The 19,447-nt window shown below is 70.0% G+C and carries 18 protein-coding genes and 1 pseudogene; 7 read left to right on the plus strand and 12 right to left on the minus strand.

Annotation, left to right across the window (positions count from 1 at the left end):
- Window positions 1–148: 148 nt before the first annotated feature.
- The gene (locus ABZ738_RS29440) at window positions 149–1,258 is read left to right on the plus strand and encodes a hypothetical protein (RefSeq protein ID WP_176092808.1); all 1,110 of its coding nucleotides are present in this window, start codon (window positions 149–151) and stop codon (window positions 1,256–1,258) included.
- 58 nt (window positions 1,259–1,316) lie between these two features.
- Here ABZ738_RS29440 and ABZ738_RS29445 read toward each other — a convergent pair whose 3' ends face one another.
- Window positions 1,317–1,760, minus strand: a complete 444-nt coding sequence (locus ABZ738_RS29445; protein ID WP_357218533.1) for a MarR family transcriptional regulator — start codon at window positions 1,758–1,760, stop codon at window positions 1,317–1,319.
- Between the two features lie 77 nt (window positions 1,761–1,837).
- On the opposite strand from ABZ738_RS29445, the gene ABZ738_RS29450 reads away from it, so the two are divergent.
- Entirely contained in the window at window positions 1,838–3,076 is a 1,239-nt protein-coding gene (locus tag ABZ738_RS29450) for a multidrug effflux MFS transporter (protein ID WP_176092809.1), read from the plus strand.
- Window positions 3,077–3,637: 561 nt separating this feature from the next.
- Window positions 3,638–4,534 (plus strand): methyltransferase domain-containing protein, encoded by an 897-nt coding sequence (locus tag ABZ738_RS29455; protein ID WP_176092810.1) that lies wholly within the window; start codon window positions 3,638–3,640, stop codon window positions 4,532–4,534.
- On the opposite strand, the gene ABZ738_RS29460 is transcribed toward ABZ738_RS29455, so the two are convergent.
- Window positions 4,503–4,940 carry a VOC family protein gene (locus tag ABZ738_RS29460; RefSeq protein ID WP_176092811.1) on the minus strand — a complete coding sequence of 146 codons (438 nt, stop codon included), beginning with the start codon at window positions 4,938–4,940 and terminating at the stop codon, window positions 4,503–4,505. The two genes, ABZ738_RS29455 and ABZ738_RS29460, sit on opposite strands and share 32 nt — an antisense overlap.
- Window positions 4,941–5,050: 110 nt before the next feature.
- The gene (locus ABZ738_RS29465) at window positions 5,051–7,258 is read right to left on the minus strand and encodes a choice-of-anchor J domain-containing protein (protein WP_254876732.1); all 2,208 of its coding nucleotides are present in this window, start codon (window positions 7,256–7,258) and stop codon (window positions 5,051–5,053) included.
- A gap of 204 nt (window positions 7,259–7,462) precedes the next feature.
- Between ABZ738_RS29465 and yidD the strand changes: the two genes are divergently transcribed.
- Entirely contained in the window at window positions 7,463–7,876 is a 414-nt protein-coding gene (gene yidD, locus ABZ738_RS29470; RefSeq protein ID WP_131053100.1) for a membrane protein insertion efficiency factor YidD, read from the plus strand.
- Here the strand turns inward: yidD and ABZ738_RS29475 are convergent.
- The 7 genes from ABZ738_RS29475 to ABZ738_RS29505 all read right to left on the minus strand — a co-directional run bounded on the left by ABZ738_RS29475 (window position 7,860) and on the right by ABZ738_RS29505 (window position 15,313).
- Entirely contained in the window at window positions 7,860–8,360 is a 501-nt protein-coding gene (locus tag ABZ738_RS29475; protein WP_201272372.1) for a hypothetical protein, read from the minus strand. The two genes, yidD and ABZ738_RS29475, sit on opposite strands and share 17 nt — an antisense overlap.
- The gene (locus ABZ738_RS29480) at window positions 8,350–8,541 is read right to left on the minus strand and encodes a helix-turn-helix transcriptional regulator (protein WP_131053101.1); all 192 of its coding nucleotides are present in this window, start codon (window positions 8,539–8,541) and stop codon (window positions 8,350–8,352) included. Before ABZ738_RS29480 ends, ABZ738_RS29475 begins: the two co-directional genes overlap by 11 nt.
- A 228-nt stretch (window positions 8,542–8,769) precedes the next feature.
- Window positions 8,770–11,838, minus strand: a complete 3,069-nt coding sequence (locus tag ABZ738_RS29485; protein ID WP_357218541.1) for a DUF3427 domain-containing protein — start codon at window positions 11,836–11,838, stop codon at window positions 8,770–8,772.
- Window positions 11,835–12,353: a macro domain-containing protein gene (locus ABZ738_RS29490; RefSeq protein ID WP_357218544.1), complete on the minus strand. Its 519-nt coding sequence runs from the start codon at window positions 12,351–12,353 to the stop codon at window positions 11,835–11,837. Before ABZ738_RS29490 ends, ABZ738_RS29485 begins: the two co-directional genes overlap by 4 nt.
- A 365-nt stretch (window positions 12,354–12,718) precedes the next feature.
- Window positions 12,719–13,312: an inositol monophosphatase family protein gene (locus tag ABZ738_RS29495; RefSeq protein WP_357218587.1), complete on the minus strand. Its 594-nt coding sequence runs from the start codon at window positions 13,310–13,312 to the stop codon at window positions 12,719–12,721.
- A 265-nt stretch (window positions 13,313–13,577) separates the two neighbouring features.
- Window positions 13,578–14,072 (minus strand): flavoprotein, encoded by a 495-nt coding sequence (locus ABZ738_RS29500; protein WP_357218547.1) that lies wholly within the window; start codon window positions 14,070–14,072, stop codon window positions 13,578–13,580.
- A complete protein-coding gene (locus ABZ738_RS29505) occupies window positions 14,069–15,313 on the minus strand; it encodes a helix-turn-helix transcriptional regulator (protein WP_357218550.1) in 1,245 nt (414 codons plus the stop codon). The genes ABZ738_RS29500 and ABZ738_RS29505 overlap by 4 nt, the downstream gene beginning before the upstream one ends.
- Before the next feature lie 281 nt (window positions 15,314–15,594).
- Here ABZ738_RS29505 and ABZ738_RS29510 point away from each other — a divergent pair.
- The 3 genes and pseudogenes from ABZ738_RS29510 to ABZ738_RS29520 all read left to right on the plus strand — a co-directional run.
- Window positions 15,595–15,810 (plus strand): annotated as a pseudogene (locus ABZ738_RS29510) (DivIVA domain-containing protein); the annotation flags it as partial.
- 131 nt (window positions 15,811–15,941) lie between these two features.
- Window positions 15,942–17,213 (plus strand): FAD-binding oxidoreductase, encoded by a 1,272-nt coding sequence (locus ABZ738_RS29515; protein ID WP_357218553.1) that lies wholly within the window; start codon window positions 15,942–15,944, stop codon window positions 17,211–17,213.
- A gap of 253 nt (window positions 17,214–17,466) precedes the next feature.
- A complete protein-coding gene (locus tag ABZ738_RS29520) occupies window positions 17,467–17,835 on the plus strand; it encodes a globin (protein WP_236145721.1) in 369 nt (122 codons plus the stop codon).
- A 45-nt stretch (window positions 17,836–17,880) separates the two neighbouring features.
- Here ABZ738_RS29520 and ABZ738_RS29525 read toward each other — a convergent pair whose 3' ends face one another.
- On the minus strand, window positions 17,881–18,900 hold the full coding sequence (locus ABZ738_RS29525) for a hypothetical protein (RefSeq protein WP_131053105.1): 1,020 nt from the start codon (window positions 18,898–18,900) through the stop codon (window positions 17,881–17,883).
- Complete coding sequence (locus ABZ738_RS29530; RefSeq protein ID WP_176092821.1) at window positions 18,897–19,247, minus strand: PadR family transcriptional regulator; 351 nt, start codon at window positions 19,245–19,247, stop codon at window positions 18,897–18,899. Before ABZ738_RS29530 ends, ABZ738_RS29525 begins: the two co-directional genes overlap by 4 nt.
- Between the last annotated feature and the right edge of the window lie 200 nt (window positions 19,248–19,447).

Here is a 19,447-nt window from a genome sequence, read left to right on the forward strand (position 1 = left end):
CGAAACCACCATCTTGTCCTTATTAGTCCACCGATCGGGTATTTGACCCACTCTTGGCCGTGTCCATGGCGGTTCCCGAGGTCGTTAACACTGTGACACCCCACTTAGGTGGCCTGCGGTTGGTGGCCTGCGCGGCGAAGGAGTCGGCGTGGCAAGGACTGATTCGACGGGTTCGACATGGCGGTACCGGTGGGCGCGCCGGCAGAACGAGCGCCGGCTGCGGACGTTCCGCAGCGCCGAGGGGGACTGGCGACGACGCGACGACGACCTGCGTCGCCTGCGGACGCTGGCGGAGCAGTGCCAGGGGTCCGCCACGGCGGGGTGCGGCCTCCCGCTCGAACTGGACGCCGACGAGGTGGTGCTGCGGGTGGTGCCCGCCGCCCAACTGGTGGAGGTGCGGCACAACGCCGTCCTGCCCGCTCCGGACCTGACCGTGGCCCCGCCGATCGGCCGGCTGCGCCCGCGCCTCCCCGAAGGGGTACGGGCCACCGACGCCGGAATGGCGGTGATCACCAGCCGTCGACTGGTGCTGCTCGGCGGGCGGGGTCGCCGCGACTGGGCGTACGCGCGGATGACCGGGCTCGCCCACGACCCGCACGCGCCGGTCACGCTGATCCAGGTGCTGGACCGCCGACGCGGCTCCGGCGTGCTGCTGCCTCCCGACGCGGCACCCGATTTCCGGTTCGTGCTCACGCTGGCGTTCGCCGACGCGATCGAGCAGCGTGCCACGGTGATCGCGCAGCTCGACGAGCTGATCGCCGAGCACGCCCGGCTGCGTCCGTCCCGGCCGGGCATCGCCACCCCCGGTCAGGCCCGGTTGTCGGCGCTGATCCCCGGTGGTCGGCGGACCGCCGTGGTCGCCGCCGCGCTGGCCGTGATGGTGCCGGTGGCGCTGGCGAACTCCGGCGCGGACCCGGCCGGCACGGACACGGCGGTCGCGGCCACCCCGGCGCCGGTCGCCGCCACCGGCACGTCCACGGCGGCCGGCGCCAGCGGCTCGTCCGCGCCGCGGCGGGACGCGCCGACACCGGAGCGGCGGTGCGGCGCCCCGGTCAACCCGATGGGGTACGACTTCTGCGGCGGCGAGCGGATCCGTGAGCCGGCCCGTGACGTGTGCGAGCACTTCGACTGCGTACCCGGGTTCTGGAACGGTCGGGGTTACCTGGTGCAGTGCGAGGACGGCAAGGTCAGCCTGGCCGGCGGGAGCCCGCGCGCGTGCGGCACGCACGGCGGTGTCCGCCGCACCGTCTGGGGCTGAGACCTCCGGCGGGACGTGGGCGCGGGTCCGCCCACGACTCGCCGGTCTCCCCGGCGGCTCAGCGCTGCTCGGCGGCGAGGTCGGCCAGACGGGACAGGGCCGGCGCGGCGGCGAGCAGTCGTTCCCGGTCGGCGGTGTCGAGCCCGGAAAGCGCGGCGGTGAGCAGGTCACGCCGGTGCTGCTCGTGGACGGCGATCCGTTCCCGCGCCGTGGTGGTCAACGTCAGCCGGACGCTCCGCCGGTCGACCGGATCACGGTCGCGGCTCAGCAGGCCGGCGGTGGTCAACTCGCCGACCAGGGTGCTCACCGTGTTCGGAGCGGTGCCGAGCCGCTGGGCGGCCTCCCGGACGCTGACCCCCGGCTGTCGCTGCACCAGGCGCAGCACCTCCACCTGCGCGTCCGGCAGGGCGACGCGGCCGGTCCGTTGGGCGGCCGTCCGGCGCAGCACCCGTTGCAGGTCGCCCAGAGCGCCGCTGAGCTGCCCGAGCGTCTCTTCCGTCACAGAACGGCCCTCTCCACGGCAATAACTCTGTAGGCAGAGCTATCGTAGCCCGGCGAACCGACGCCGAGGGGGCCACGATGCCGCAGACCGCCGCCGCGCCGACAGTCGGGCAGCCGGAACGGGCCGTCGCACCCACCGGCCGGGCCGCCATCGGTCTGCTGGTGCTGCTCGGCGCGCTCACCGCGATCGGGCCCCTGTCGCTGGACACCTACCTGCCGGCGTTCCCGGAGATGGCCCGTGACCTGTCCGCCAGCCAGGCGCAGATCCAGCTCTCGCTGACCACCTGCCTGGTCGGTATGGCCATCGGGCAACTCGTCACCGGCCCGCTCAGTGACCGCTGGGGGCGACGCCTGCCGGTGCTGATCGGGGTCGGCGCGTACGTCCTGATGTCGTTGGCCTGCGCTTTCGCGCCGTCGGCGGAGACTCTCGCCGCGCTCCGCTTCGCCCAGGGCTTCGCCGGGGGCATGGGCACCGTCGTCGCCCGCGCCGTCGTCCGCGACCTCTACAGCGGACGCGCCGCCGCGAAGTACTTCTCCCGACTCGTCCTGATCTTCGGCATCGCCCCGATGGCCGCGCCCGCGCTCGGCAGCCTGGTGCTGGGCTTCGGCGGCTGGGAGACCATCTTCCTGGCCCTGGCCCTGGTCGGCGTGCTGCTCGTCGCCGCCGTCGCGTGGCGGCTGCCGGAGACGCTGCCCGTCGCACGCCGCAACACCGGCGGCCTGTCCGCGACCGCCGCCGCCGGGCGCGCGGTGCTCGCCGACCGCGTCTTCCTCGGGTACGCGTTGACCCAGGGCCTCGCCTTCGCCGGTCTGTTCGCCTACCTCTCCGGCTCCTCGTTCGTCCTCCAGGACGTCTTCGGCCTCTCCGCCGGTGCGTTCAGCCTGCTCTTCGGCGTCAACGCCGTGGCCTTCGTCGCCGTCGGTCAAGTCAACGCCCGGCTGCTGGACCGCCACGACCCCCGACCGCTGCTGATCTGGGGTCTGGGTCTCGGCCTGTTCTCCGCGCTCGGCCTGCTCGTCGGGGCCCTGCTCGGGTCCCTGCCGCTGGTCGTCGTCGCCCTCTTCCTCTTCCTCGGCTCGTTGGGCACGGTGATGCCCAACGGCACCGCCCTCGCCCTCGAACGCCACTCCTCGCACGCCGGTACGGCCGCCGCCCTGCTCGGCAGCCTCCAGGCGGTGATCGCGGCCGGTGCCGCGCCGCTGGTCGGGCTCGGCGGCGAGGGCAGCGCGGTGCCGATGGCCGTCGTGGTCACCGGCGCGGCGGCCGGCTCGCTGCTGGTCGTGCTCACCCTGGCCCGCTCCCGCCGCCCTTCCTGACCCGCCGCCCCGCCGCCCCGCAGCCCCACCGGTCCCGTCGATCATGGAGTTGTGGTATCACGAAACGCTCTGACAAGGGGCGATTCGCTGACCACAAGTCCATGATCGGAGAGCGGATTCGGAAAGGCGAAGCAAAGGCAGGATTTGCCGCTATATTCATTTGCTTGACCGGTTGAGACGCCCCGGTTACAGTGACGTTACTGAACGTTGTTCCCCCTTCCTCTTTCGGCGGCCGGAGTCGCACTTCGACTCCCGCCGGAAAGGGGATGACGCGTCCTCGCCGCGCTGGCGGCGATCCGGGCGCGAGGTGCCGCTCACCCGTTGTTGCCGCAGGTGAGTCCGCATGTCCAGCCACCGGCTCCGGCTCGGGGCGGAGCGAACGGTGCGGTGATCCCGCCACTCGCGACGTCAATCAGGAATCGGACAGTGGTGAATTCCGGTACGTCTGCAACGGTTCGGAATCTGCATTTCCCACGAGTCGGTGATCGCGAATTCGCCGGGCAATTCTGCCTGCGTCTGTCCGACCCGGCACTCCTCGACGAGCAGGAAGCGGTGACAGCGGTGCACACTGACCTCGAAGGGCCGACACCGAAATCCGTCGGAGCCTTCTACGACCAGGTGAACTCGATCGTCGCCCGGGTCCAGGGCGGCTCCATGCACCACGGCTACTGGACCGGGCCCGACGACGACAGCGACTTCGCCACGGCCAGCGTCCGGTTGACCGACATGATGATCGAACGGGTCGCCGCCCGGCCGGGCGCACGGGTGCTGGACGCCGGCTGCGGGCTGGGCCGCCCCGGCGTACGGCTGGCCAAGATCGCCGGTGCCCGGCTCGTCGGGGTCTCGGTCAGCGAACAGGACGTACGCCTGGCCAACGACCTGGCCCACGCCGAGTCGGTGGCCGACCGGGTGCGCTTCGAGCAGGCCGACATGGCCGAGTTGCCTTTCCCCGACGACTCCTTCGACCACGCGATGGCCTTCGAGTCGATCATGCACGTGCCCGACCGGATGCGGGCACTGCGGGAGATCGCCCGAGTGGTCCGCCCCGGCGGGCGCATCGTGCTGACCGACTTCACGGTCCAGGCGCACGGGCGCGACGACGACACCCTGGTCAAGGTGTACGACTCCTGGCGGGTCGCCGCGACGCCGATCGGCGCGGAGGACTACCCGGAGATCGCCGCCCAGGCCGGCATCGTGCTCGACGAGGTCACCGACATCACCGACCACGTGAAGTACAGCAGCATGTGGACATACCTCGAACTGCGGCGGTACGCCCGGGACAATCCGGTGCCAGCGGAGGTGGATCAGATCCTCGACGTCTTCGCACCGACGCTCAAGGGCACCGCGGACCGGCCGCCGCTCACCGACACCGAGCTCGAACACGGGTGGCGCCAGATGCTGACCGAGGAACAGACACAGGGCATGGTCATCGTGGTGGCCCGAATTCCGGCACCCTGATCGTGCCGTCCTCGGCGATCGGGAAGCCCGGGTTCCAGGCGATCTCCCAGAGGTGGCCGTCCGGGTCGGCGAAGTAGCCGGCGTACCCGCCGTAGGACGTCTCGCGGGCCGGCCGGGTGACGACCGCGCCCGCCTCGGCGGCGACGGCCAGCACCCGGTCCACCTCGTCGCGTTCGCGTACGTTGTGCGCCAACCCGATCCCGCCGAATCCGTCGGCGGCCCGCGCGTCGACACCGGCGTCCTCGGCCAGCGACTCGCGGGCCCAGAGCACCACGGCGATCCCGCCGGCCTGGATGAACACCGTCCGCTGCACCTCCTGGCCCCGCCAGCCGAGCCGTTCGTAGAAGGCCCGGGATCGGGCCAGGTCGGTGACGCCGAGGGTGATCAGGCTGAGGCGCTGTTCCATCCGGGCAATCTAACCCGGCACGGGTCGCCTAGCCGCCTGCCGAAGGTCCCACGGAACGCAGAACTCCCGGTGCCGCGACCACGGCACCGGGAGTCCTCGTCAACGGCCGGTCAGCTCAGCGGGGCTCCGCCGGGCTGCACGACCTTGTTCACCGTCAACTGGTACGGCGCGTACTGCGTGACCTGCTCGGTCGGCTCGTCGTAGGCGACGATGGCGACCACCGTGGGGAAGGCGGTGAGCAGCGCCGTCTGCACCACCCCCAGGGTGAAGTTGGTCTTGCCGTCGACCTCGAACTGCACGGCCGTCCGGAGCTTCTCGTCGAAGCCGACGAAGCGGACGTTCCAGTTCGCCACCGGCGTCGGGTAGACCTGTGACGGCGAGTCGAACGCGTCCAGGTTCGACCCGTCGCTGACCAGCGTGCCGCCGACCGTGATGTCGTCGATCAGCAGACCGCCCTCGTTGACCCCACCGTCACTGACGTAGCGGAAGCTGAGCAGGACGTCCTGCCCCGCGTACGCCGACAGGTCGAACGAGTGCGGCTCGAAGCCGTTGGTGGTGCCGTTCAGCGACGGCCCGAGCGGCCCGGCGACGGTCTTGTCGCCCTCGATCGCGGTGTAACTCCTGCCACCGTCGGTCGAGACGCTGACGTAGCCGTAGTCGTAGCCGGTCTCCGCGCCATACTTGGCGAGGAAGGTCAGCGTCGGGTTGCCGGCCGGCACGCTCACCGGCGTCACGGCGGCGGCGTCGGTGCTGTTGCCGTTGCCGGACCAGATCACCGGGTTGCCCGGACGGTCCGGGTCGTCGGTCACCGTCGTCCAGGCCAGCGGCACCGACGGCAGGGTCTTGGCACCCTTGAAGCTGATCGACCGCAGGTCGCCCCGGCCCAACGGCTTGCCGTTCGCCTTGCGCAACTGGACGTAGTCGGCACCGTTCGGTGCCGCACCCGGCGTCGCGTGCGTGGCCGGGTTGGCCAGGTTCACCGTGGCGTTCAGGCTGGCCGTGGTGACCTTGCGCTTGTCACGGCCGAGCATCACACCCAGCTTCGAGTTGCCGACGATCCGGTCCACCAGGTTCATCGTCTGGTAGTCGTGGATCACGCCGTAGAGGTCGTTCACCCCCTCGGCGGCGAGTGCCGCCTTGATGCTGGCCAGGCCCTGCGACTCACCGTCGCGGTGCAGCCGGGAGATGAAGTCCAGGCCGTACCGGTCGTAGAGGAACAACATCAACGAGTACGCGTTGCCGTAGTCGGCGAGTACCGCGTTCGGGTTGCCGCCCTCGTCCCACAGGTTCAGTGAGTTCTCCGGCCCGCCGCAGTCCCGTGGATTCGTGTTGTAGGCCGTCTGGACCGTGCCGAAGCCCTGGAAGCAGTAGATGTGGCTGTCCGCGCCCGGCTGGTCGACCCGGGCCGAGGCGTCGGCATAGCCGCCGAGCGTCTGGGCGAAGTCGGAGAGCCCCTCGTTGATCAGGATGCTCTCGAACGGGTCGGTGTAGTAGTGCGCCAGGTGCTGCCACTCGTGGATGAACGTCGACTCGTACAGGTTGGGACGCGCCGGTCGGCTGGTGCACAGATCGTCGGTCGGCTCGTTCGCCGGGCTGACGCCCGTCCGGTGCGCCCAGTCGAACGCGTCGATCGTCATGATGTTGCGGTCGAGCAGCTCGTTGAAGAGCGAGAAGAAGAACCCGGCAATGTACGTCGGCGCGGCCGGGAAGTCGTAGAAGTTGTCGTCCCGGACGTTGTCGACGAGCGTCACCGTACGGTTGCCGGCACCGCTGTAGTCGCCGTCGATCTGCGCGTTGCTGCCGTCGCGCTCCGGCGGCGTGCTGAACGCGGCCGTCGACTTCGGATACATGTTGTTGTCGAACTCGTCGACCAGGCGCGTCACCTGCGCGTCGGTGACCACCGTCGAGTTCGCGATCTGCCGGCGGCAGTCACCCACGGGGAACTCGGTGTCGTTGGCGACCCAGACCTCGATGTTGTCGCCCACACCCCGCAGCGTGTAGTCCTTGAGGTAGATCACGCCCTGGTAGTCGTCGAGCGCGAGCCACTGCCGCACCGTGCCCACCGCCGGCGTCTCGGCGGCCTGCGCCGACCTGCGCTGCGCCTGCGGCTGGTACTGCCGGGGCACCTCGACGGGCTTGCCGTTGAAGGTGAAGTCCTTCCTGGTGAGGTCGCGGACGTCACTCGCTATCCCGGTTGCCGGTGCCGGGGCGGACTCGGCCGCCACGGTGCTCGGACTGGCCGCCGCCGACTGGGCGACGACGAAGAACGGTAGGACGATGGCGCAGGCTGCTATCCCCGCAAAGCGGCGTCGAGCCACAGAACCTCCTCATAGCCGACAGACCCACTCAACCCCGCGTGACCAGGGGTGATGGATCTACGCACGCTGATCGAGCGCCCTCGTATCCTTTGCACAAGTGCATCGATCAATCAAGCCTTGACGCGACATACGTCTGTGGATCGCTGCCCGTACCCCTCGAATCCCGGACGTGGCCGGGTGGCGCGGCGGGATCATGATGTCGCCATGACGAAGATCGCCGGGCGCCGGCAGAAGAAGGGAAACACCTGCAGCGACCCGGGGTGCGGTGCCCTGTCCGCCTGCGACTGTTCCCTGTTCTCGATACTGTTGACGGTCGGCGCGGCAGTCGCGCGGGTGATCCCGGCACCGGTGGCCGACGGCTCCGGACGGGCGGCCATCCTCGGCTACCGCCGCTGGCTGTCCCACCGCTGGCCGGGGAAGTGCCGCTTCACCCCCACCTGTAGCGCGTACGGCCTGGCGGCCGTCGAACGGTACGGCCTGGCGGTCGGTGGCCGGATGGCCGCGGACCGGCTGCGACGCTGCACCGCACACACTCCACCCGGTACCCACGACCCGGTGCCCGTCTCCCCGGGCGCTTCCCGGGCTGCCCGTTCCCGCCCGGTCAGTTCCGGCGGTTGATCACCACGAAGGCGACACCGCCGACGACGATCTCGGCGAAGAGCAGCAGCGCGAACACCATGCTCGGCTCGGCACCGAGAGCGACGGCGACGGCCGCCACCGACGTGAGCGGGAACGCGGCCAGGCCCAGCACGGCCAGAGCACGGGTCAGAACGGCGTCGTCGCGCTCGTCCCCGGTCTGCGACCAGGCCCGCTCGAACGTGGTGGCGCGGTCCGGCCGCTTGCTCAGCCGCCACAGCATCACCAGGAAGACGAGCAGGCCGACCGCCGCTCCCTGGAGGAACCCGACACCCATGTTGCCGGGCGCGTGCTCCCGCAGCAGCAAGCCCACGGCGACGACCAGCGCAGCGACTGCCAGCAGGATGACGGCGACCGAGAGTTTCCGCAGGGCACTGCGACCTCCGGTCGTGCGGTGGTCCTCGGTCGTGTGGTGGCCCTCGGTGGTGCGGTGGTCCTTTGGTGTGCCGCGGCCCTCAGTCGACATGGAAGATCTCCTCTACGGGGCGGTGGAAGTGACGGGCGATGGCGATCGCCAGGGGTAGGGACGGGTCGTAACGGCCCGTCTCGATCGAGTTGATCGTCTGCCGGGAGACGTTCAGGGCCTCGGCCATCTCCCGCTGGGACAGCCCGGCGGCCTGCCGAAGCTCACGGAGATCGTTCCGCAACCAGCACCTCCGATGTCAAGCAACCTTGTCACGTCAAGGATGCTTGACACTGCTGGCGGATGTCAAGCGTGCTTGTCTCCGGGGCGGCAAGCGTTGTGCGGTGGCGTGCGGCGGCCCAGCGGCGTGCGTCGGCCTGGCGTCGGCCTGGCGTCGGCCCGGAGCGTGGCAGTGCAGCTGCTGCGGGCTCGGCGTGTCGAACAGCTACACTGCCACGCTCTTGCCGATGGGTCAGGCGGCGATGGTGCGGGCTGAGGCGTACACGTCGGCGGGAAGCGGATGGTGGAGTTGCCACAGGATGCGCATCGGGCGGTCGCCGGTGTGCTGCTGGTAGGTCATCGGCCCGGCGTACAGGTAGGCAGGTGCACCCAGGTCGCGGTCCGGTACCCGGGTCTCCCGCACGAACAGGTGCACCGTGGAGCCGCGTGCGGCGTGGTGGAGGTAGCGCTGCCCGGTCGGTGAGGCGGACGACGTGGTGCTCTGCGACTCCCACTGGAACAGCGACTCGGTGACGGCCCGGTCGGCGTACATGGTGGTGGGGGAGTAGTGCTGCGCCGACTTGATCAGTGTGACGAAGAAGAGGTCGGCCTGGGCGTCCGGAAGCCACTTCACGCCTTCGCGCAGCGAGCCCGGGTTCGGCATGCCGAAGGCGGCGCACGCCTCGTTGCGGCTGTATCGGGCGTGTACCCGCAGCGGTAGCCCGTCGACCGGCTCGGTGACCCGGTGGATGCGTTCGCGCAGGACCTCGGCGACCTGGCGTAGCTCGGCGCAGCGCGTCGGCTCGGACCAGAGGCGGGACAGCCGTTCCTCGCGCTCGGTCAGCGGGGCGTTCGGCCCCCAGAGGTCGAAGTGCAGCATGTCCCAGAGCCGTCCGGCCTCGGGTCGCTCACCGGCGGCGACCCGGGCCAACAGGTCGAGCCGGTCCGGATCGTCCAGGTGCAGCATCCGCCCGATCGCCCGGCCCAGCTCGCGGTCGTCCGGCCCGCCCGACGAGGTCTCCAGCCCGGCGAGCCGTCGCAGCCCGGTCCACCCGCCGATGCTCGCCGACCGGTAGACGTCTTCGATTTCCACGCCGGCCTCGTGCAGGAACTCGGCCAAGCACACGTCCCCGAGCTGCCGCAGCTCGGCCAGCAGGCCGGGTTTCGACGTGGGGAGTGCCGAGCGCAGGTTGCGCAGCACGATGTCCTTGGCCACCCGGTCGAGCTGGATGTGGCAGCCGCTCGGCAGAGACGGGAAGTCGTCGCGTACCGCTTCGGTGATGGCGCGGCGGCTGACCCCGGTCAGCGCCCGCCAGCGCAGGTCGAAGCGGAAGTTGGCGTGTTGCCCGCCGATGAAGTCGAGCACGGTCAGGCAGGGCTTGTCGTCGTCCAGCCGCAGCCCACGGCCGAGCTGCTGAAGGAAGATCGTGGCGCTCTCGGTGGGCCGCAGCATCAGGATCGTGTCGACCATCGGCAGGTCGACGCCCTCGTTGAAGAGGTCGACGGTGAACAGCACCCTGACCGCACCATCCCGCAGGCTCTTGATCAGAGCCTGCCGCTCGGTGGGGCTGGTCCGGGAGGTCACCGCCGCCGACGGCACACCGTGCCGAGTGCACCAGTCCGCCATGAACTCGGCGTGCCCGATGCTGACGCAGAACCCCAGCGCCCGCATCCGCTCGACGTCCACGGTGTCGCGTACCGCCCGCAACACCATCCGCGCCCGCGCGTGGTTGCCGGTGTAGACGCCGTCCAACTCCCTCGGGTCGTACCCCTGCCCGCGCTTCCACCCCAACTGCGACAGGTCCACATCGTCGTGCAGGCCGAAATACTGGAACGGCGCCAGCAACTGCCGCTCCAGCGCCTCCCACAGATGCAGCTCCACGGCGGCGCGGCCATCGAACCACCGCCGCACGTCGCCGCCGTCACTGCGGTCGGGCGTCGCCGTCAATCCCAGGAGTACGCGCGGACGCAGCCGCTCCAACAACCGGGCGTACGTCGGCGCCTCCGCGTGATGGAACTCGTCGACGATCACCATGTCGTACGCCTCGGGGTCGATCTCCCGCCGGTGCAGCGACTGGATGGAGGCGAAGACGTACCGCCAGTTCTGCGGCTCCCGCCCCCCGACGAGCGTCTCGCCGAAGCTGCCGTCCCCCATGACCTGCCGGAACGTCGCCACACTCTGTCGCAGGATCTGCTCCTGATGCGCGACGAAGAGCAGCGAGTCGACGGCCTTCTCCCGGTGCAGCCGGCGGTAGTCGAGCGCCGCGACCACCGTCTTGCCCGTGCCGGTGGCCATCACCACCAGGTTCCGCCAGCGACCATGGACCTTGCGCTCGGCGTCCAGGTCGGCCAGGACCTCCGACTGGTACGGGTACGGCCGCACGTCCAGATTGGCGATCTCGGTCGGCGCCTCGTCGCGACGCTCCCCGCGCAGCGCGGTGCGAAGCCGGTCCGCATCCTGGCCCGGGTCGTAGTCCTCGAACGCGGGGTCGTGCCAGTAGTCCTCGAACGTCGCGGTGAACGTGTCGATGACGTACGGCTGCTCGACGTTCGAGATCCGGACGTTCCACTCCACGCCGTCCATCAGCGCGGTCCTCGACAGGTTCGAGGAGCCGACGTACGCGGTGGTCATGCGGTTGTGGCGACGGAACAGCCACGCTTTGGCGTGCAGGCGGGTCGTCCGGGTCTCGTAGGACACCTTGATCTCGGCACCCAGCTCGGCGAGCCGGTCCAGGGCACGCTGGTCGGTCGCGCCGAGATACGTCGTGGTGATCACCCGCAGTCGACCGCCACGGCCGATCAGCTCACGGATCGCCCCCTGGACCTGGAGCAGACCGTGCCACTTGATGAACGCGCAGAGCAGGTCCACCTGCACTGCCGAGGCCATCTCGTGGGTGACCTCGTGGCCGATACGCGGCTGGTGCCGACCGTTGACCAGCAGCGCGCCGGTGGAGAGCGGAGTGGTGGGCCGCTGCGGAAAGGCGGGCGCGGCCGGCGGGGTCGGCGGCGCGGCGATGGCGTGCAGCAGATGCTTCGCGTCGGTGACCTGGTCGTCGACGGTGGCTGCCTGCGGGCTGAGGGTGGCGATGGCGTCCGCGATGCGGTTCGCCAACTCGACCTGCCGGTGAAGCTTGTCGTCACCACCGCCGACGGCGTGCAGGGCGCGGTGCGTCAGGGTGGCGATGTGGCGGGCCAGGGCATCCGGGGCGTCAGCCGGGTCGAGCTTCCCGTGCTGGATCAGTGCAGGATCGACGCGTCGGAGCCGGTCGGCGAGTTCACGGGTGACGACGTGCTCGTAGACACCCCGCTCAAGGTCAGTCACCCGGTGATCCTGCCAATTCTCGGGGCTGTTGTCTCTCGCTCTCCATCCGGTGTCTCTCGCTCTCCATCCGGGACGAAGAGCACCACTCGCACGTCGGGAAGCTCGGCAAAGGCTCGCTCGATGGCCGGGTGGACCTCAGCCCAGGCAAGTCCGCCGTGGCCGCAGCCCAGCGCGGGCACCGCGATCGAGGTGATCTGTCGTTCGCGCACCACCCGACCGAGGTCAGCGAGGCCCGCGTGGACGTCGGAGAGCTTAGAGGCGGCGCGCCAGTGGCCCTTGGTGGGGAAGTTGATCACGTATCTGCGGGGGCCGGGACGGGCCGCATCGTGAACGAACATCCGACCCAGGTGGACCTCGTTCTTCGCGCATGCCGCTCGGTAGGCGGCGTAGTTGGCCGGGTAGGCGCGCTTGAACTGGAGAGCGATGCCCTTGCCCATCACTCCGACCGTGTTCACGGCGTTGACCAGCGCGTCGACGTCGGCGTTCAGCAGGTCCCCACGACTCAAGGCGATCATCAACCCCACCTCCTCCCGCCTCGAACCCTTTGTACCAGCAGGGCCCGACACGAACGGTCGGCCGGAAGCGAGGTCGTGATGCCCACCGCGTGTCGTTGATCCCGGACGTCTATTGGACAGACCTGGGCTCTCAACTTCACCGCAAGGTCACGCTCGATCCTGGATCGAGTGGTCATTGCCGCCGGCGGATACCACTCGATCCAGGATCGAGCATGATCTTTACTATGCCGCACCACCGCCACCACTGGCACGACCTCCCCGGCTCGCTGCGTCGAGAGGTCGAGCGGCATACCGGCGGGACCGTTCAGGCCGAGATCGTGTCGGACGGGGCCTCCTGTGAACTCGCCGTCACGCTCGAGACTCCCTCAGGGCGGGTGTTCTGCAAGGGTGGGCAGGCCGACGGCCGGACTGCGTGGCTCTATCGCAGGGAAGCCCGGATCAACCGATGGCTTCCCGACGTCGTACCCCGCCTCCGCTGGACCGTCGAGCGCGACGGCTGGCTTCTGCTCGGCTTCGAGCACGTGCCCGGCCGCTACCCGAGGCTGGATCCCGGCTCCCCGGATCTGGATGCCGTCGCCGACCTGTTGGCCACCCTCGCTCGCGAGCTGACGCCCTGCCCGCCGGTCGAGGTGCAGCCGTTCACCACACGGTGGCACGGGCTCATCGCCCCGGAACGGCAGTTCGATGACGCCGAGTACTGCTTCGTCGCCGTGCACGAGCGCGAGCGACACCGCGCACAGCGGCAGGCCACGCACGAAGTTCGACGCGCCGTCGATGGGATCGAGAACCCACCGCTTGCTTGTCGAACCGCTCGATCCTTCCTCTTCGCCGAGGAATCCGATCTCGGGCGTCTCTGCTTTCAGAAATTCTCGTAGGTTGCGTTCGATCGCATAGTCCAGTTCGGAGATTACATCCCGGTCACCCTTGCTGGCGAGCGCTCCAGGTGCCTGCCGTTGCATCGCATTCGCCGCCCGCCGCGTAGCCTCGACCGCGAGTGGCAGATAGTCAGAATATTCGCTCACAGTTCACGCCTGCCCTGCCACTGCAACTCGAAGACCTGTTCAAACACGGGTACAGTCCTGCCCCCGGCTGTCGGGCGGCATCGAGAGCAACGTCGAACGGTGGCGTACGTCCTCGGCGGAGGCGGCGTCCGCGAAGTGGTCGGTCGGTCCAGTCGGCTGAAGCTCGTCCTGACGACTGCTGGACAGGCACTCCATGGCCACGCTATAGCGTGGCATTGAGCATTTCGATAACTGTTCCCCAGCCCGACTCGGCGTTGAGGGGTGCTGCTGCGACGCCTGCATCACGGAGTAGCTGCAGGTGCTGGTCGTAGCTTGGGTGGGCGGCCAGTTGAGGCTTTACGGTGGGAAAGGCGTGGACGGGGATGCCGGCACCGAGTGCTTCATTGAGAATGCCGAGTGCGAGAGTGTCATTGATGCCTTGAGCCCATTTGTTGATCACGTTGAAGGTAGCCGGAACGACCGCCACAGCCGTAGCTGGCGGATGCGGCTCCGGCTCGCCGGGCTTTCGCCATTCCGCCCGCACCGGGTAGCCGGTCTGCTCCGCAAGCGCCTCCCGGTCGATCCAGGTCGCAGCGGTCGGCGTAGCGGTGACGCAAACGGTCCAGCCGTCCTCCAGCAGCAGTTCGATCAGCTCACCGATCCGCAGCGCCGGAGGTGCCGCGCAGACGACCAGGGCGAGCACTCGTGGTGGGGTCATGCCAGCAGTCCGGCACGCTCCGCAAGTGGTCGCAGCCCTGGCGTCGCGGCCCGACGCTCCTTCGCCAGTAGGTCGAGCAGCAGCGTGCGGGCTTGTACGTTCGCGTGCACCGTCTCGGCAGCTACCCGCTCCGCTTCGAGCAGGTGCAGCACGGCAGCCGACCTGTCACTGGACGACATCAACGCGGCTGCGGCCAGGTCGACGTGGACTTGGGCTCTCCGGCCGACCAGCACTGTGGGCATCCGGGACGTGTCCAGCCGTGTCCCGATCTCCATGGCCTCGTTCGCGTTGCCTGCTCGGACGGCCGCCGACACCGAGTGAATGACGACGTTCGTCGGACCGAAGCCTGTCCACAACCGGTTCCGGTCAGAGCCCAGTGTCGTCGCCAGCCCATCGGCGCGCTTCAGCAATTGGCTTGCTCTCTTCGGGTTCCCTTGTCCAGCAGCGATGATGGCAGCCAAGAGCAGCAGTGCCCCGTGAGCGGAGATCAGGTCAGGATCGGAAACTGGACCAGCCGAAGTCAGAGCTTCGACGCTGGTCCGCACGACCCGTTCGGCCGCTTCCGCTCTGGCAGGAAGTCGCATGAGCCCGCACGCCGCCTGATAGGCCGCAACAGCGGCCAACGCCTGGTCGTCGCTGAGGCGGGCGGCGGTGGACGCCCGGTCAGCAGTCAACAGGGCTACATCACCATCTCCCACCTTGACCGCGAGCTTCGATGCAGCGATGTAGGCGGCACCGAGCAGTCGAAAGGCGCTGCTGCGGTGAATGCCTGAGGCGTTGCTGCTCAGGGCTGTCGCCTGGGTCAGGACTTCCGGGATCAAGCGGGCCGCCGAGGTGTAGCTCGCCCGCTGGTAAAGGTTGTGCACCCTGCCCACAGCGCGCCGGACCTCGACGAGAGGCGGCGGGGGTGGGGTGTCGATGAGATAGCCGGTCAGATAGTTCCGGAGGCCGGCCAAGAGGTCAGGCATGGCGGCGGGGGATACGGGATCACGCTCCATGTCCTTCACAACCTGCCCTCGATGCGCTGTCACCGATACGTCGACGAGCATCCCGTCGAGTTGTTCGAGCGTAACGCCCAACGCGGAGGCAATTCGGTTTCGATGCCACGGCTGCGGATCGGTCTCCGCATTCTCCCAGCGCACCACAGTGGATCGTTCCACCCCGAGAAGTGCGGCGAGGCGTTCCTGGCTGTACCCGAGCGCCTTGCGGCGTTGGCAGAGCCGGTGTCGCTTCAGGGCCACGGCCGTTCTCCCTCCGTTGTTCCGCCACTGTAGTAACACTGCGTCGACCGTGCGGGCACGCAGACGCCTCATTTCTGCCTCATACAGGCTCCTTCGGTGCTGTAGTCCGCGATCCGCTTCTCGCCAAGGCTGTTTGCAGGGCCCGGGGCGGGTGCTGGGCTCCGGTGGCGTCGACCCGAACGACGCGTACCGACCCCGCCCGCCTCGGTGCCGCATCACATGAGCGAAACGAGCGTGCCGAGGCCGCCGTACGTGACCGCCGAGCAGGAGGTAGCGCAGCGATGATCTACGTGACCGGGGAACGCCTCCAGTCGCACCACGTCCGGGCCGTCGACTTCGGTCGTCGTTGGCGGGGACTGGATCCGGCCCAGGTGTACGACTACCTCGACCGGGTCGCCGACGAACTGGATCGCCTGCAACGGCAGCTCGTCACGGCGAACACCGAGGCCGAGCGGGTCCGGCAGGCGTTGCGGCAGTGGCAGTCCCGGCAGACCGAGAACCGGCAAGGCGTGAGCCGGCAGACCGAGAACCGGCAAGGCGACAACTGGCAAAGCGAGAACCGGCAAAGCGGGAGTCGGCGGACCGGGAACCGGCCGGCATGGCACGCACACCCGGTGGGGGAGCGCCGGTGACCGAGGCGGCGGCACGGGCGGCGGTCGCCCGGTGGCTGCGGCTGGTGCAGGCGGATACGGAGCTGTCCGCGTACCTCATCGGGGTCGATCTGGACCGGCTCGCCGCGCACCTGATCCGGCAGCTCGTGGGCGGCGGGCCGGTGTTGGAGGGGTGGCCGGGGCTGCCGGAGGCACCGCGGCGGCGGGCCGGTGACTACCTGGCGGGAGCGCTCGCGACCGGCGGCCCTGCGGTGATCGACGAGGTCGCCGCCGAGTTCCGGGCCAGTCTGGCGGGGCACTGCCCGCTACCGGCATCGGAGCTGGCGCTCGTCGTCGCCGCCCTGGCCCGGCTGGTCGGCGGCGGCGGTGGCCGGGCCGAGCGGTGGGCGCTGCTGGCGGTACTCGGCCGGGTCCACCACCGGCATCGGCTGCGTCCCGAGCACGGTCCGCTGATCGGCGCCGCCCTGGCGACGGTGGCTCCGCGCCTCTCTCCGCCGCCGGTCGACGTCGGCTGGGAGCACCGGTGGCGGCGGGCCTGGGCGCTCGTCGTGCGCGCCGCCGGGCGGATGGGCGACGGGTCGGCGTTCTGGTCGGCCGAGGTGACCGGCCGTGACCTGTCCGCCGAGGGCATCGCCATTCTGACGGTACGCCCGTGGCACCCGCTGCCGTTCCGGCCCGGCCAGGCGGTGCCGCTCTGCCTGCCGCAACACCCGGGCCGGTGGCGCTGGTACTGCCCGGCCAACGCCCCACGCCCCGACGGCACCGTCGAGCTGCACGTCCGCGCGGTGGCCGCCGGCACCGTCTCCCGCAGCCTCGTCCACGAGGTACGCCCCGGCGACCCGCTCCACCTCGGCCCACCCGTCGATGTCGGCCTCATCCTGCCCACTGTCTCGCCGTCGGTCCCTCGCCGGGACCTGCTGCTGGTGGCCGGTGGCACCGGGCTGGCCCCGCTGCGCGCCCTAGTCGAGCAGGTCGCCGCTGCACCGGCCGGCCGGCGGGTGACCCTGATCGTCGGCGTACGTACCGTCGCCGACCTCTATGACGCGATTGCCTTGGACAAGCTCGACCAGGCGCACCCCTGGCTGACCGTCGTGCCGGTCTTCTCCCACGACCCGCTCGCGGTGCCGGAGGAGAACGGTGACGCCCTCACCGTGGCCTTGGGTCACCTCCGTTCCGATCAGGAGGTGTACGTCTGCGGGCCACCCGCGATGCTGGCCGGCTCCCGATTGCGGCTGCTCGCTGCGGCGGTGCCTGCTGAGCGGATCCACCTACCCGGTCTGGTCGGCTAGGACCTCGGGAGGTCGAATGTGGCTGCTGTCGAGCTGAGCCGCGTAGGGCCATCGATGCTTGTCAGCCAGCGGACAGGCGTTCAGCCCACTGCCCTGACGGGTGTCGCCTGTGCTGGTTCCGGCGATCCGTTGACGCCGTCAGCTCGACAGGGCTCGCATCCGACACGGCCGCACTGGGCCCGCACCGCATCCTGTGCCCGCCGCCTGGCCGGGGCACGACGGGTGAACTGATCAACCAGGACGGTCCGTACTGATGGTCATGCGGACGACGGAGTTGGTGGCCTGCACGCGCAATGCGATCGACTGGCTCGGGCCGGCCGGGGTACGTGGGGTGGTGCACCGCTGGATGCGTCTGGTGGCGGCCGACGCGGAACTGGCGCCGTACCTGCTGGGGATCGACCGGCGGCGGCTCGCCACCCATCTCGCGGCTCAGCTCACTCCGGCCCTGGGTGGTCCGGGTCGGGCGATCGGGTCGGTCGGCGGGGTGTGGCTGCGGCTGGGGTTGACCACGGAGCAGCACTGGCGGGTGCTCGACTACCTGGCGGCGGTGCTGTGGCGACTCGACCTGCCGACGGACGCGATCATCGGGGTGCAAAGCGTCGTGCGCGCGGAGCGCGGGTAGGGCGACGCCCTCTCGCCGCAGGTGACGAGAGGGCGTCGGGCCAGGTCAGCCGCGCTTGCGCAGGCGTAGGGCCAGCCGGACGGCGACACCGAGGCCGACCACGGCGCAGGGCAGGGCGACGCCGTACGCGGCCCAGAGGTGCCCCTCGTCGGTCCAGTTGAAGAAGGCGGCGATGCCGAGGTGGACGGCGACCAGGGTGGCGACCAGTTCCGCCCAGGTGGTGCGCCAGAAGGGTACGCGTCGCTGCGGCTCGTGCTCGGCGAGGTCGCGGGCGTACTCCTCGACCGGGCCGAACTCGACGGTCGGGGTGCCGCCGGTGGCGCTGAGGTGGTCGTGGGCCTCGCGGGCCAGGTCGGCGGCGCGGTCGGGCGGGAGGTCGTAGCGGCCGACCAGCAGGCCCGACAGGCGGCGGTACCAGGCGTCGGGGTCGTCGTCGGGTGCCGTGCGCGGGGTGGGCGGCACGTAGTCGACCGGCTGCTTCGGCGGGGCCGGCCGTCGGGTCATCAGCCAGAGCAGCAGCAGTGCGACCACGACGATGCCGAGCACCGGGATGCGGGCGGCCGGCTCCTCGGGCAGGAGTACGAAGCTCGTCGCGCCCAGCCCGACGAAGAGGCCGACCACCGCGAACGACCAGGTGGCCAGTTGTGGGCGCCCGGCGGCGCGCAGGGCGTTGGGGAGGGCGCAGGCGGTGAAGGCCAGGCAGACCATGATCAGACCGGCCAGCCTGGCGGGTGTGGTGGTGAAGGTGAGGGTGCGTTCCAGGATCGCGTAGAAGATCGTGGCGCTCAGGCCGAAGACGACCAAGGTGAAGACCGAGCCGGTCAGGTAGTCGGCCGAGAGCATGCCGTTGCGGTCCACCTTCTCCCGCAGGTGTGCCGGCTGTTCGGCCGCCGCGGTCAGGGCGAACTCCTCCGGGTCGCCGAAGGCGTCGTACGGGCTCTCGCCGCTGAGCTCGCAGTGGGTACGGACGTCCGCGATGATCGGGTTCGCCAGGTGGTAGCCGACGCCCTGGTCGCTGAGGGCCAGCCGGGTCGGCAACTCCCAACGCTCGAACGGCTCCGTCATCTCGTGTCCTCTCCGGTTGCGGTCAGGAGCCGGTCGAACGCCGACGTGAACTCGCCCCAGCGGGCGCGCTCCTCCGCCAGCCGTTGCCGGCCTGCCGTGGTGATCGAGTAGGCCTTGCGTCCGGGGCCGCGTTCGCCGGGCAGCCAGTCGGAGCGCACCGCCCCGTCGGCCTCCAGCCGGCCCAGCACCGGATAGAGCGCGCCACCGCGTACGGCGCCGAGGCCGTGGTCGGCCAGTCGCTGCGCCAGGGCGTAGCCGTGCCGTTCGCCCTCGGTGAGAACGGCCAGGATGGCCAGCCCCAGGCTCGCGCGGAGCCAACCTGTCGCCGGGTCGACCGTGGCACTCATCGCTCGTAACACCGCCTTCCGACTAGTCGCTTCGGGAGGGTATTCCGTCTGCTCGACTAGTTCTATCTTAGAGTAGTCGGGTTCGGCAAGTAGTCGCGGGATCGGGTGGTGACGAGGAACACCGGTCTGCCGGCCGCTAAACGGGCGGCGGAGTGTCGGCGGCGGGAGCTAATGTGCGCTGCGGGCATCGCCCCCTCCGC

This window comes from Micromonospora sp. NPDC047793, from assembly GCF_040642635.1.
Classification (GTDB): Bacteria; Actinomycetota; Actinomycetes; order Mycobacteriales; family Micromonosporaceae; genus Micromonospora.